The sequence below is a fragment of the Vreelandella olivaria genome, assembly GCF_023507745.1.
GTDB lineage: Bacteria > Pseudomonadota > Gammaproteobacteria > Pseudomonadales > Halomonadaceae > Vreelandella > Vreelandella olivaria_A.
This window is the reverse complement of record NZ_JALPZO010000095.1, coordinates 17,854-31,758: the sequence shown is the minus strand read 5'-3', so window position 1 is coordinate 31,758 and position 13,905 is coordinate 17,854. Positions and strand designations below refer to the sequence as shown.

The window sequence follows — 13,905 nt, the reverse complement described above, 5'->3', positions numbered from 1 at the left end:
TGTTCGTTATTTGTTTATCCATGGGCGTAATAGGTTAGCAAAATTTTCGTAATCAGACTTCCACCTGGGTAAGAGCCAGCGGCCTAGAGGGCCTACGGTGACCGCTGGCTGAGATGATTTTAACCGTCCAACCAGCGGTGGGCGGTCCATGGCAAAGCGAACATAGCGTTATATCAGGGGAGCAGAATGGTGGAGCCCGTTGTTTGACGGCTTTGCAAAGCATCTTGCGCTTTACCTGCCTCTTTCAACGGATAGCGGTTCGCCACGTCGATACGGATTTTACCGCTCTCAATCATAGAGAAGAACTCTTCACACATTATTTCCAGACGTTCGCGGGTGTCGGCATATCCGTTGAGGCTTGGACGGGTAACAAATAGCGCGCCTTTCTGGTTAAGAATACCAATATTGACACCATCAACAGGCCCGGAGGCATTGCCAAAGCTCACCATCAGCGCACGCGGCTTCAAACAGTCCAGCGACATTTCCCAGGTATCTTTACCCACGGAGTCATAGACCACATCGCACATATCACCATTTGTCAGCTCACGCACCCGCTCTACCACACTCTCTTCGCTGTAATTAATGGTTGCCCAGGCGCCATTGGCCATGGCCAGTCCCGCTTTTTCTTTTGAGCTAACAGTACCAATCAGCTTGACACCAAGCGCCTTGGCCCACTGGCAGGCAATTGACCCAACACCACCGGCAGCTGCATGGAACAGAATCGTTTCGCCCCCTTTTAGCGCATAGGTCTGGCGTAGCAGATACTGAACCGTTAAACCCTTTAACATACTGGCGGCAGCAGTTTCGAAATCAATAAAATCAGGCAGCTTAACCACTTTCGATGCGGGCAGCGTATGCAGTTCAGCATAGGCACCCAGCGGGCCTTGGGCATAGGCAACCCGGTCCCCCTCTTTTAAGTGGGTAACCCCCTCGCCTACCGCATCCACTACACCCGCACCTTCAGTACCCAGCCCGGAAGGCATGGAAGGCGTGGGGTAAAGCCCGGTGCGAAAATAGATATCAATAAAGTTGAGACCAACCGCTTTATTGGCAATGCGTACTTCACCTGTACCAGGAACGGGGGCTTCAACATCCACCCACTCCAACACTTCTGAGCCACCTGTTTTTGCAAACTGAATGCGTTTGGACATGATCAAAACTCCTTGTTCATTATTAAGCATGCGCTGTGCCGCTATCCAACCGCGTCGGGGGCGATAAATCAAGCGATTGCCATGAGAGTGCGACACACCAGTGTCATGCACCCATGCTAGACTTCATGCAATTTTACCTGTTACTCACAAATGGATGTGGCATGACGCACCCAACGATCAAGCTACCCACGCTCATTGCGCATCGTGGCTATTCTGCAGCAGCACCTGAAAATACGCTGACGGCAGTGCGTGCCGCCCATCAGGCAGGAACGACCTGGGTCGAACTGGATGTGCAGTTATTAGGTGATGGCACACCGGTTATCTGGCACGACAGTGATGTCAGCCGTTGCTCTGATGGGAGTGGCCTGCTAGCTACCATGACATGGCCACAAGCACAGCAGTTGGATGCAGGAAGCTGGTTTGGTGATGCCTTTGCCGGTGAAAAGATGGCAAGCCTGGAAGCCATGCTGGCACTGTTGAATGAGTTGAAGATGGGCGTAAACCTAGAAATCAAGGTCAATAAGGGTCGAGATCCCATCGCCCTTGTTGATACCGTGTTGCCCATGGTACTGAATAGCCTCCCCGCCGAACGCTTGATTATCTCATCATTCGATGCTGATGCCCTCAGTCGCTGCCGTCACTTTGCCGCCAAAGAAACATTGGCGATTGGCGTACTATTTGGTAGCACTCCAAAAAACTGGCGTGCCCAGTGTGAGGCGGTGGAGGCATTTAGCATCCACTCCCATTGGCCCAGGCTCAAGCGGACCCAGGCAGACGCAATGAAACGCGATGGCTACCAGATTTTATGCTATACCCCCAACGACCCGAGCGCGTTTGAAAGCCGCTGGACATGGGGAATCGCCAGTGCCATTACCGATGAACCGGTGGCCTTTCAGCGCTTTTTAGATAACCGCCGGCAGCGTTAGAGTATCCATATCCCTCTTCGCCAATCACTTAAGGAAAAAGATGAAATATCTCGGCGCCCATGTCAGTGCAGCAGGCGGTGCAGATCAAGCCGTTCAGCGTGCCGTCGAAATCGGTGCAACGGCGTTTGCTCTGTTCACCAAGAACCAGCGCCAGTGGAAAGGCAAACCACTGACCGAAGAGGCTATCGCTGCCTTCAAGCAGGCCTGTCAGCAGCATGGTTATGGACCTGAGCAAATTCTGCCCCACGATAGTTACCTGATTAACCTGGGTCACCCGGAACGTGCCGGTCTGGAAAAATCTCGTGCCGCTTTTTTAGATGAAATGCAGCGCTGTGAAGGACTCGGCCTGACTCTGTTAAACTTTCACCCTGGCAGCCACTTAAACAGCATTAGCGAAACCGAATGCCTTAAACGTATTGCGGAGTCGATTAATGAAGCGCTGGCAAATACCCACGGAGTGACGGCGGTGATTGAAAATACCGCCGGGCAAGGCACCAATCTTGGTTGGCGCTTTGAGCATTTAGCCGAAATTATTGCGCAGGTTGATGATAAAACCCGCGTGGGCGTATGCATTGATACTTGCCATGCCTTTGCCGCCGGTTACGATCTACGTACCGCCGACGCCACCAAGGCTACCTTGGATGAACTGGGACGCGTGGTGGGGTTCGAGTTTTTACGTGGTATGCATCTAAACGATGCCAAAAGTGAATTCGCCAGCCGTGTTGACCGCCATCATAGCCTTGGTAAAGGGAATATTGGTCTGGAGGCGTTTACCACCATCATGCAGGATGAACGCATCGACGGCATTCCGATGATTCTTGAAACCATTGAACCAGACATCTGGCCCGATGAAATCAATTGGCTGCGCGCTCAAGCGCCTGGGGCCGCCCCCGGCAAATAGTGAACGAGGTAATGAAAGCGTAGCAGGCTCAATCTTACTGCTTACCAGATGCTGAGGCTGATGTAGCGAGCGAATAAACATTCTCCCGGCAGACAACGTCTGTCGGGAGAAAGACACTCACAAGGTGGCAAGGCGCTCTTCATCCAATACGCCCGACATGCGAACCATGGCCAACGCTTCATCCAGGCTGTCCACTTCTTCAATCATCACCAGTTCGTTTTCCAAACTAACCGGCTGCCCGGCTTTGTCAGACAGCAGTTTTTCCAATGTAGCAATATCCACCGTATCGTCCAGGTGGTGGACATCTACCGATGCACTACTGTTACTGGGCAGATAAATAGTGCCATTGGAGAAATCCACGGCGTAAGCAATCACGCCGGGGATAATAAAGAACAGCAGTCCAACACCATTGGCGATGGCAACCACCGGATCCACATCGCCACTTAATTGTCCCTTTCGCTCAGGATAAAAAAGCGTTCCACATCCACTCAATGCTACGATGGAGACACCCACGACGGCCCCCGTAAACCAACGGCGTACTGCTTGCTGCATGAAGGTTCCCTCAAAGTTTGAATGTATCGATAGCCAGTGGCACTGCCACGCCTTGTATGGGCCATGGATAGTGTGAATCAACGGACGTCTATCGAACCTAAAAAACCCGCTCAGTTTAACACACTTCAACAACGGTACAGCTGTGGTTGTTAACGCAGGATTTTGCTGCCTTACCCGCTTAGCTTTACAATGCCGCAATCACTGCTTTTTTTAGCGCTGTTTCCAACTGAACGACCCAGCATCACCCCCTATAACCAAGGAATGCTCACGCTCATGCGCGCCAGCCAATTATTGATTGCGACATTAAAAGAAACCCCGGCCGACGCTGAAGTCATCAGCCACCAGTTAATGCTGCGCGCTGGGATGATCCGCCGTCTTACCTCGGGCCTTTACACCTGGTTACCTCTTGGCTTACGCACCCTGCGGAAGGTGGAAGCCATTGTGCGTGAAGAGATGAACCGTGCGGGCGCCCAGGAAGTGTTGATGCCGGCGATACAACCTGCCGACCTGTGGCAGGAGTCTGGCCGCTGGGAGCAGTACGGCCCTGAGCTGCTGCGCCTTAAAGACCGCCATGAACGAGACTACTGTGTGGGCCCTACCCACGAAGAAGTCATCACTGATCTGGTGCGCAAGGAAATTTCCAGCTACAAGCAGTTGCCGGTGAACTTCTATCAGATCCAGACCAAATTCCGCGATGAGATCCGCCCCCGCTTTGGCGTGATGCGCTCTCGGGAATTTATCATGAAGGATGCCTACTCTTTCCACCTGAATGAGGATTCGCTCAAAGAGACCTATCAGGCAATGTACGATGCCTATTCGCGTATTTTTACCCGGTTAGGCCTCGACTTCCGCCCCGTGATTGCCGATAACGGTTCCATTGGTGGCACCGGCTCCCATGAATTTCATGTGCTGGCAGATTCTGGCGAAGACGATATCGTATTCTCGAATGCTTCTGACTACTCCGCCAATATTGAAAAAGCCGAAGCACTGCCGGCTCCACCAGGCAGCAACCTGGAACGCCCAGCACCCAGCGAAGAGATGCGCCTGGTAGACACACCGGATACCAAAACCATCGCCACACTGGTTGAGCGGTTTAAACTGCCCATTGAAAAAACCGTCAAAACGCTGATGGTGCATGCGGCCGAAGGTGGTTTGATTGCCCTGCTGGTGCGCGGTGACCACGAACTGAACGAAGTCAAAGCCGAAAACCTTCCTCAGGTGGCAGCACCGCTCACCATGGCCAACGAAGAGCAAATTCGTGCTGCCGTAGGCGCTGGCCCTGGCTCACTGGGTCCAGTAGGCCTGGAAATGCCAATTATTATTGACCGCAGCGTGGCACTGATGAGCGACTTTGGCGCAGGTGCCAACATTGATGACAAGCACTATTTTGGCATTAACTGGGAGCGTGATGTTGCCCTGCCCGATGTAGCCGACCTGCGTAATGTAGTGGAGGGGGACCCTTCCCCTGATGGTAAAGGCACACTTTCCATCAAACGTGGTATTGAAGTTGGTCACGTGTTCCAGCTTGGCCAAAAGTATTCCGAAGCGATGAACGCAACTGTACTGGGCGACAATGGTAAAACCAGCCACCCGTGGATGGGATGTTATGGTATCGGCGTGACCCGTGTGGTTGCAGCGGCCATCGAACAGAACCATGACGAGTCTGGGATTATCTGGCCTAACGCCATTGCGCCGTTCCAGGTGGCACTTGTACCAATGAACGCCCATAAATCCCAACGTGTACGCGAAGAGTCTGAACGCCTTTACCAAGCCCTTAACGCTGCGGGCCTGGACGTGCTGCTGGATGATCGTGATACTCGTCCTGGTGTTAAATTTGCCGACCTGGAACTCATGGGTGTTCCCCACCGGCTGGTGATTGGCGACCGTGGCCTGGATAACGGTGAGCTGGAGTACAAGGGCCGCCGCGATAGCGATGCCACAATGATCCCCGCCGATCAAATTGTGGATTTCCTGCGTGAAAAAGCAGGCATTACCAACCTCTAAACCACCACTTACGCTAATGCGGCCCCGCAACTGGCAAATGGATGGGAGACTGGGCTGGTGGCTAACACTGGCCAGTCTCATCGCGTTAGGTATCGCCCCTTTAGCAAACGCAACAGAACCACCGTTGCGTTTGACGTTCGAGGCCATCCATTACCAAACCCCGCAGCAGCAGTGGCAAGCCCAGCAATGGCGCAACCGCATGGATGCGCCATTATCACGCTTTATTGACGACGCCGAACAAAGGCGGGAACTTTTAACGCGGCTATATCAGGAAGCCCGCCTTGCGGGTCTGCCTCCCGAGCTGGTGCTGGCGCTGATTCAGGTAGAAAGTGCTTTTAACGCCGATGCCGTATCTTCAGCCGGTGCAATAGGGTTGATGCAGATTATGCCTTTCTGGGTAGCGGAGCTTGGGTTACCTGTTGATGACCTAACTGAGCCAAACCGCAATTTACGCTACGGCTGTACAATACTGGCCCATTATTTAGCGATTGAGCGGGGCGACTTCACCAGGGCACTGGCACGCTACAATGGTAGTCTCGGCCACACCTGGTACCCTGAGCGAGTACTGCGAACCTGGCGTGATTATTGGCGCTAATACATGCCCTACAGATACACGTCCTACAGATAAATCATGCCTCCTGGATGAGCCCTTCCTCCATTAACTGACTTAACAAACCGGCAACATCACGGCGTACATCAGCGCTGCTGGCTCCGTCAAAAAACGCCAGCAGCGTTTCGCAAATCTCTTCCAGACGGATCGGCTCATGCTGAAGCAATGCCCACACTGCCCGGCTGGTAATATTCAGGCGATGTATGGCACCTCCCTCCTGAGCGATGACAAATAGTTCGTCACCAAGGGGAAACTCATGGGCAGCAGCACTCGCGACCCATAACCGTGAGTCATCTTCATTAAGCGATCTCAGCTCCTGGCCAGATGGGCTTACAACACGGCTTGACTGAGGGGTAACAACCGCATTGCAGTGAGGAATATCACTCGGCAGCTGTTTGGTCACCCACTGCTTACCCACCCACTGGGCTGCCTCGTAAGCATCACTATAGCGCAGTAAAAAGCAGGGCAAACGCTGTAGCATTGGCAAAAATCGCTGGATCAGGGCCTGATCGGATTTATGTTCTGCGAAGTTCTGGCGTAGCAATTGCCATAACCCTTCACCAGGCTGCAGTACTGTTAGTTGGGGTTGAGCAAGGCCTTCATCACGATCAAATAACAGTATGCCACCGACCGGGCACTGAGTGCCGTGAGTAGCCAGTTGATGCTCATTTAGCGCCAGATAGCCGTAGCGATCATCATGAGGCCCCAAGTGATCAGCAACAAACTGATGAAAAACAGGAGAAAGCTGTTCAGGTAGGGGCAAACGCAACCTGGGGGCAATGCCAAGCGCCACCCCCTCTCCATCACTATTGACGGCCAACACATCATCGCCATAAACACGGTAACCCGCAGCGGCAAATGCCGCAGTTAGCGTACTCTTACCCGCCCGATGAGTGTCTGGAAATATCACCAGTTGACCATTGATTTCCACCGACCCGCAATGAAGCCCAATCAACTCTCGATGTTGATGTAAATACGCACCCGCTACATCCGCAATAACACTACAGGCGGTTCCGGTTGGCGTATCCAATAGCATTCCATCAGGAAGTGCTGGCGCCTCTTGCCAGAAACCATCTGGATGCTGCCACACACAAACATCAGGAGCTTTTTCCTGTGGCTCACAATGCGTAAAGCGCCATCCAGGCATCGCCTGACGTAGTACCGGCAATAGATGCGAGGCATCAACAAGCCGCAAGCAGGGCCCTAAATTTTCTAACGCGTAGTCGTTAAACAGCGCTTGTTGTTTCACGGCGCTCTCCTACCAACGGGGCAACACGCGGCTTAAGCGGATCTCAATGACGCCATCACGCTCCCAGCGTGAACGGCCCGAACGTACATAGCGGGAACGATAAGGTCGGGAGTAATACTTATCATGCCGCTGCAAATTGGAGCGGTGGTGGCGAGAATAACTTGGGCGAGAATAACTGGGGCGGGAATAGCTGGGACGAGAGCTACGATGACCACGGGCTTCTGCCTGCCCCATTGACACCAATGTTGGCGCCACATAGAGAGCGGCAGCACCAAGCCCCATGGCGGCAAGCACCTGACGACGCGAACGGCGCTGGTTCAAAACGCTACTGGATTTATCATTACTCATCGCGCTTCTCCTTAATTAGCACTGACAGGAAATTAAAGAACACTGTTTGATAACAGTTACTTTAGCCAGCACCTTTTGAATAAGCTACCGATGACAAACCACTTCCCAATTATTTGCTTTTTTAAGACATTCAGTAACAGAATCACTGAAGTGAAAATTACACCAACCTGGATGAGCGTTGAACCATTATAAGCTTGCCGTCATTTGCCACCCATCCCGTCCAGCCGCTTTTACTCGATAAAGTGCTTTATCAGCAGCCTCATAGGCATAGGCAAAGGTTGTTTCCATCACGGAAAAGCGCGTTGCACCAACGCTTAGCGTGACATTCTTATTATCAGGGTGTGCTGGGTGTTTAAAAGCCGAGCGGCGCAGGCCATCAATTAACTGATGGCAGCAGGCGATCAATGCCTGATCATTTGGGCAGCTAAACACCGCCGCAAATTCATCACCACCCAGCCTGTATAGCGTGGCATCTTCTCCCAGTTGCTCTTTTAACAAGTTCGCCAGACGACGCAGTAACTGATCGCCCTCAGGATGGCCCAGCGCATCGTTGTACTGCTTAAAATAGTCGATATCCACGAGAATTAATCCCAGAGACTCGTCTGCACTGACCATGACATCCCGCTGGAGTGCACTGCGGTTGCCAATACCTGTTAGCGGGTCGCGCATAGCCCGCTGCATCCATGCCAATGTCTGTGCGGTGGCTCGCTCTGTTCTTCGTAACTGACGCTCATGCATAGCCCAGAACAGAAGCCCCACGGCAAAAATGATCATGCTTGAGTATGTCAGCACATCATTATGCCGGCGGGTACTTTCCGAAAAGTCGTTAATCGCCTTACCGCGCCGGTCTAACTGACTCATTTCTATATGTGTCAAGCAGTCAATCGGCTCCAATAACTCACGAGCAGCCGCAAAGGGCGGCACACTTCCAGACTCAAGACGCAACGACAATGAATCGAGCGCCGCTAAACTTGGTGTCGTACAAGCATAGTGACGATGATAGATATCGACGTCCATCAGCCCATAAGCAAGGTCAAGGTTAAGCACAACAAGGGCTGTATGCTCCTCCTCAAAGCGTTGCTCGTTCAGGAGTGTTTGTTGAGCACGCTGCAAGTAATTGCGTGAACGGGTGGCAAGCTGCTGGCCCGTCAGGCTTCCTGTTTGGCTAAAATAAGCCTGAATTTCCGGGTATACCCAGCGCGCCTCATACATGATGAGCACCATTAACGCCATAAAACTCGTCAAGCACAGCGAAAGCCACGTTATATAGCGCCGTACTCCTCTTCTCGTTCCCACCGCTACGGGTTGCTCGAAAGACTCATGCTTACTCACCATCGAGCCTCGATACTACGAATCATCCATATCCAGTCGTTAAACTCCCGCAAGCTCTCTACCTCACGTGCACCATGATTACGTTCCACCAAGCGTAATGGCCCTCGTGTGCGCAGAGTTAATGGCTCCCCATCCTCTTCGGTCACCATCAACCAGTTAGGGTCATCCCATCCGCTTAACGTGACTTCATAATCATCCCAGGCGATAAAATGCAGCGCGGGGGGCACCTCGCCAAACTGGTCAATCAGAAAACGACGAAACTCAAGGCCACGCATCTCTACGTCGCGCCCTTGGTAAGGATCGAACAGGGTAACGGCAGTATCAGACTGCTGGCGTAAATCGCTGATAGTGATCTTCTGTGTTTCATTACCATTGATCATACTTAATGCCTGAGCATAAGCAATCGATGGCAGATAACTAGCGACTATGATAAACGTACATGCCAAGCTTGCTCTCAGCCATTTCGCTAAGCTACTTTGCACGGCAACAAATGACATAACTGCGCTCATAGCAAACAGTTCCCTGGTGAAGTAGTGTTTTATTTTGGTTAAACGCACTTTACCAGAGCATGGGCACTATTGCTCTTAAACGCCTATTGACTTAGCAATAAAAAAAGCCGGCCCAAGTGGGCCGGCAACAGGAAGCTTACTTATCAAAGCAAGCCCCCTCCCCTGACGACGGTCATAGTCAGCTGAGTTACTTCTTGCGTTCGTCCTTACGAAGATGATCACGAATCACGAAGCCTACCCAACCCACCATAAAAGTGATCACTAGCGCGACAGTGGCTAAGCCGAAAATAACAGTATCGTCCCAGTACATGATGTCCCCCTCCCGCCGTGATGTATGAGTTCATCGTACTGCGTTTACGGTGGGGGAAACTGACCCAGGTCAAACTTTTCAAATGCGCTAAACATGTCGAATCCGGAACTTGATACACGTCAGTTTTTACAAGCCTATAGCGACTCAACAGGGAGGAATCGCTTACTTTATTCGCGTTTCAAAAAGCTTAAAGCACTTTCCGGTCTTCTACTTTGCCATGTTCTGTGCCAGGCGGTAGCGGATGCCCTTTGGCAAGCTCTGCCCGCGTTGCCTCCCGTACATCCAGGACATTAACCTGATAACGCAGGGTATGCCCTGCCAGGGGGTGGTTGGTATCAACGGTTACGTTGTTACCATCAATGCTCAACACCGTAACAATCTGCGGGCCTGCTTCACCTTCGGTTTGAAAACAACTGCCCGGAGCAAGCTCAGCACTGCCAAACGAGGCCCGGCTGACCTCCTGAACAAGGTCTTCGTTACGCAGCCCGTAGGCATCCGCAGGCGACAAGGTAACGCTGAGTTCATCGCCTACCTTTTTCCCTTCTAGCGCACGCTCTAAACCGGGTAAGATATTATCGTGGCTATGCAGGTACTCCAGCGGTTTATGTCGTTCGTTGGAGTCATCCAGCACGCGGGTACTGCCATCGCTAAGTACGTCGCTCAGTACATAGTGTAAGGTCACCACCTGATGGGCCGTAATCGACATGGAAAACTCCTCTCCGGTAAGCTGTCGGCTTGGTCATGGATGTTTGACCTAGTCTAACACTGACCCTTTTTTTGCGGGCCCTGACGCAGACGTTTTCTTTTTGGAGTTCTAATCAACATGCCCATCCCTACCCCCCAGCGCAGTTGGCTTGCCGCGCTTGCTATCTACTTGCGCGCGCCTGTCATTACCATGTTATTTCTGGGGTTTTCCGCAGGGCTGCCCTTCTTGCTGGTGTTTTCCACCCTCTCTGCCTGGTTGCGCAGCGACGGCGTGGAGGTTGCCGCCATTGGCTTTTTCGCCTGGATTGGCATGCTCTACTCCATCAAGTTTTTCTGGGCTCCCATTGTGGACCGGCTGGCTCTGCCGTTATTGACCCGCATGCTTGGCCAGCGGCGTGGCTGGATGCTGCTTGCCCAGGGGATGATTGCCGCCGGGCTCATTGGCTTGGCTGGGCTGGATCCCGTGGATAACCTTGGCTGGGTAGCCGCCTTTGCCCTACTGGTTGCCTTTGGGTCGGCGACCCAGGATATCGCGATTGATGCCTACCGCATCGAATCCGCTGATGACGATGTCCAGGCAGCGATGGCCTCTACCTACATTATTGGCTATCGAGGCGGCTTGCTGGCCGCAGGTGCCGGGGCACTTTATGTCGCCTCTGCCGTTTCATGGAATGTAGCCTACCTGACCATGGCGGCACTGGTGGGCATAGGTGTGCTTACCGTACTGATTCGCCCCGAGCCTAAACGCGCCTCACTGTCGGTGCAGTTGATCCACGAGCCGAAGGTCCGGGCCTTCATCCGCGCCAGCCGTGGCAAACCCAAAGTAGTGCGCCGGCTAGGTGCCTGGGCCATCGGCGCCATTGTGTGCCCTTTTACCGACTTCTTCCGCCGCTATGGGGTCAAAGCACTGGGTATTCTGGTGTTTATAGCGGTATTTCGTATTAGTGACCTTGCCATGGCCTCGATGGCAAACCCACTTTATATTGATGTGGGCTTCTCGCTGGCAACGATTGCCAACATCACCAACATCTTCGGTATTGCCATGAGTATTTTGGGAGGCATTCTGGGCGGGCTGTTGGTAGCCCGTTACGGTATTGGGCCACTACTGATCTTCGGTGCAGCTGCTGCTACGCTAACCAATCTGCTCTTCGCCGCGTTAGCATTAATCGGCAATCAAGTCCCCATGCTGGTGGTGACGATTATTGGCGACAATCTAGCCAATGGTTTGGCCAGTGCGGTGTTTATCGCCTTTCTCTCCAGCCTTACCTCCCGAGCCTATACCGCCACTCAGTACGCGCTGTTCTCATCGCTGATGACACTACCTGGCAAGTTCCTGAGCGGATTTGGGGGATTAGTCGTCACTGCACAGGGGTATGCCACTTTTTTCGTGATAGCCACTCTGCTTGGCTTACCCGCCATACTGCTCGCGGTCTGGATAAGCCGTGACAAACAGCTGGTGCCCACTCCAACGGTTAAAGGTAGGAATTAAGCCACTTTAGTGCTCCAGGGGTTGTCCGCCACTGGTCACGCATCAGAGTGCGGTACTGCCAGGCCTCAGCGCGGGAGCCGGGATCTACCTGCCCATCCGCATGGGGCATAGAGGGACGCGGACTCTCTGCGCACATCAATGCCAGAGCGTGGCGGTTGTGCGCAATAACCTCCTGGAGTGCCGCTTCGGCAGCCTCATGTTGTTCAAGCCGGTAAAGCGCCAGCGTACGGCCCATTAATAGCCCCAGCACCAGCGAACCATCATCCTGTTGTGGCTCTTCGGTTAATGCCAGCGCTTCCTGGTTGCGGTCATCCCGCAACAACTGGTCGAGCACCAGCTCTTTCAGGCCCAGGCTATCTTCCTGATCGATAGAGAGCAGCTCTTCAGCCAGCTGCCGTGAGTGTTCACGGGCACCCCGCTCCATCCCCACCACCAGCGCCAGACCAGTGCGCAACAGCACAACGTTATCCGCATCATCCCAGCACAGGCTGCCATCGCCTGCTGCACGAGCCTGCTCCAACCAACGGGAAAGGCGCAGTGCCAGTGGCTCCAGCAAACCAGGCGCCATCCATGGAAGGCTACCAAACCTGCTGGTAAGTGCCAGTGTCAGATCCTGAACAACCTGGGGAGCATCCAGCCATTCGGGATGGGAGCACAATGACGACATCCACTCCACCGCATTAACCCAGGGGTCATCGCGGAAGCCAAGCGCCACCTCTTCGTCCACCAGCACCTGAAACTGCTCATGCCAGGCAGCAAACAGCGTCTCTTCACGGGCAGTGGTGGTGTAGTGCAACCGTCCCGTTTCGGGGTCTTGGTGGATGTCGAGTTTCGGCGCCGTAGGCAACGCGGCCAGTAGTGCTTGCAGCGCAACCAACGGTGTTGCCATATCCTCTTCAGCACTTAACAGCTGATCGGCAAGCGTCGCACCTGGGTTTTCAGCCAAAGCAGCAAGGAAATCGAGCTGTTCTTCATCCAAATCCCCCTGGCGTACCAAACGACGGTACCAGAAGTTAGCGCGTTCTTTGGCTTCATGCTCATGGCCTTCATGGAGCAGCAGCATAGCCTCTATATAAGCCAGCGTGGGCGAGTCCGGCAGCGCTTGCTGTGCCTTTACAAACGCCCCCCGGGCACTATCCAAATCGTCATTATCCAGATGCATCAGGCACAGCCGCTCTAAAGCGACACCACGCAGAAACAGCGGGCCACGCTCCATTACCTCATCCAACAGGTCCGCGCGTTTGCGGGTAAAGCCGCGCTCCTGGTAGATATCCAGCAGGATTTCAAAGGCGGGCTCAGCCTGCTCCGGTAGCCGCGACCAATCACGGCCATCGAACAAAGACTCAAGAATCTGCATGGAGCGGCCTGTCTGGCCACTTTCAGCCGCAATCAGCCCTGCTTCCAATAATGCCTGGGCCGGGGCCTGCTGGCTCTCCAGCGCTGCTTTTAACGTGGCGCCTTTCCACTCCCGTAGAGAGAGCATCCACATCATCTGCTCGGGAATCTCGGTGGGAAAATCAACGCGGTAGCAGCACTGCTTGTATTTATGCCCGGAGTCGCACCAACAGGGCTCGTTACGGCCTGGAGTAGCCAGGGGTTCGCTGGAGAAGCCCAACCGCTCAAGCGGTGTTTGCGACCATAAAACAGGTGCCAACGCCTGGGCCATGGTGACATCGCCATTGAAAGAAGCTGCGCCTTCGGCACGTACCCAGGTCATAAAATCGGGGTAATGTTCTTGTTGCCTGATTGCCGAGAGTGCCCCAGAGGCAAATCCCAGCAGCTGATCGACCCATACCGCCAGCATTGCCGTCTCCACTGT

14 protein-coding genes are annotated in these 13,905 nt (G+C 53.5%); 5 read left to right on the top strand and 9 right to left on the bottom strand.

Annotated features, from left to right (window positions below; genetic code table 11):
• Nucleotides 1-173: 173 nt before the first annotated feature.
• Nucleotides 174-1,151, bottom strand: a complete 978-nt coding sequence (locus HP566_RS07645) for an NADPH:quinone reductase (RefSeq protein ID WP_249976671.1) — start codon at nt 1,149-1,151, stop codon at nt 174-176.
• Nucleotides 1,152-1,312: 161 nt separating this feature from the next.
• Between HP566_RS07645 and HP566_RS07640 the strand changes: the two genes are divergently transcribed.
• Together HP566_RS07640 and nfo are read left to right on the top strand one after the other, a co-directional pair.
• On the top strand, nt 1,313-2,077 hold the full coding sequence (locus HP566_RS07640; RefSeq protein ID WP_249976670.1) for a glycerophosphodiester phosphodiesterase family protein: 765 nt from the start codon (nt 1,313-1,315) through the stop codon (nt 2,075-2,077).
• Between the two features lie 40 nt (nt 2,078-2,117).
• On the top strand, nt 2,118-2,978 hold the full coding sequence (gene nfo / locus HP566_RS07635) for a deoxyribonuclease IV (RefSeq protein WP_249976669.1): 861 nt from the start codon (nt 2,118-2,120) through the stop codon (nt 2,976-2,978).
• A gap of 117 nt (nt 2,979-3,095) precedes the next feature.
• Here the strand turns inward: nfo and HP566_RS07630 are convergent, their stop codons facing one another.
• Nucleotides 3,096-3,530: a hypothetical protein gene (locus tag HP566_RS07630; RefSeq protein WP_249976668.1), complete on the bottom strand. Its 435-nt coding sequence runs from the start codon at nt 3,528-3,530 to the stop codon at nt 3,096-3,098.
• A 273-nt stretch (nt 3,531-3,803) separates the two neighbouring features.
• Here HP566_RS07630 and HP566_RS07625 point away from each other — a divergent pair, with 273 nt between their 5' ends.
• Together HP566_RS07625 and HP566_RS07620 are read left to right on the top strand one after the other, a co-directional pair.
• Complete coding sequence (locus HP566_RS07625; protein WP_249976667.1) at nt 3,804-5,534, top strand: proline--tRNA ligase; 1,731 nt, start codon at nt 3,804-3,806, stop codon at nt 5,532-5,534.
• Between the two features lie 37 nt (nt 5,535-5,571).
• Nucleotides 5,572-6,129, top strand: a complete 558-nt coding sequence (locus HP566_RS07620) for a transglycosylase SLT domain-containing protein (protein ID WP_284041373.1) — start codon at nt 5,572-5,574, stop codon at nt 6,127-6,129.
• A 34-nt stretch (nt 6,130-6,163) separates the two neighbouring features.
• On the opposite strand, the gene HP566_RS07615 is transcribed toward HP566_RS07620, so the two are convergent.
• The 6 genes from HP566_RS07615 to HP566_RS07595 all read right to left on the bottom strand — a co-directional run bounded on the left by HP566_RS07615 (nt 6,164) and on the right by HP566_RS07595 (nt 10,598).
• Nucleotides 6,164-7,393 (bottom strand): PqqD family peptide modification chaperone, encoded by a 1,230-nt coding sequence (locus HP566_RS07615; RefSeq protein WP_249976665.1) that lies wholly within the window; start codon nt 7,391-7,393, stop codon nt 6,164-6,166.
• A 9-nt stretch (nt 7,394-7,402) separates the two neighbouring features.
• Nucleotides 7,403-7,741, bottom strand: a complete 339-nt coding sequence (locus HP566_RS07610; protein ID WP_249976664.1) for a hypothetical protein — start codon at nt 7,739-7,741, stop codon at nt 7,403-7,405.
• A gap of 186 nt (nt 7,742-7,927) precedes the next feature.
• Nucleotides 7,928-8,953, bottom strand: a complete 1,026-nt coding sequence (locus HP566_RS07605; protein WP_249976663.1) for a GGDEF domain-containing protein — start codon at nt 8,951-8,953, stop codon at nt 7,928-7,930.
• Between the two features lie 116 nt (nt 8,954-9,069).
• Nucleotides 9,070-9,453: a hypothetical protein gene (locus HP566_RS07600; protein ID WP_249976662.1), complete on the bottom strand. Its 384-nt coding sequence runs from the start codon at nt 9,451-9,453 to the stop codon at nt 9,070-9,072.
• Between the two features lie 316 nt (nt 9,454-9,769).
• Complete coding sequence (gene ccoM / locus HP566_RS21580) at nt 9,770-9,892, bottom strand: cytochrome c oxidase subunit CcoM (RefSeq protein WP_284041360.1); 123 nt, start codon at nt 9,890-9,892, stop codon at nt 9,770-9,772.
• A gap of 187 nt (nt 9,893-10,079) precedes the next feature.
• A complete protein-coding gene (locus HP566_RS07595) occupies nt 10,080-10,598 on the bottom strand; it encodes an FKBP-type peptidyl-prolyl cis-trans isomerase (RefSeq protein WP_249976661.1) in 519 nt (172 codons plus the stop codon).
• A 117-nt stretch (nt 10,599-10,715) separates the two neighbouring features.
• Between HP566_RS07595 and HP566_RS07590 the strand changes: the two genes are divergently transcribed.
• Nucleotides 10,716-12,086, top strand: a complete 1,371-nt coding sequence (locus HP566_RS07590; protein ID WP_249976660.1) for an AmpG family muropeptide MFS transporter — start codon at nt 10,716-10,718, stop codon at nt 12,084-12,086.
• On the opposite strand, the gene HP566_RS07585 is transcribed toward HP566_RS07590, so the two are convergent.
• A complete protein-coding gene (locus tag HP566_RS07585; RefSeq protein WP_249976659.1) occupies nt 12,070-13,890 on the bottom strand; it encodes an SEC-C domain-containing protein in 1,821 nt (606 codons plus the stop codon). The two genes, HP566_RS07590 and HP566_RS07585, sit on opposite strands and share 17 nt — an antisense overlap.
• Between the last annotated feature and the right edge of the window lie 15 nt (nt 13,891-13,905).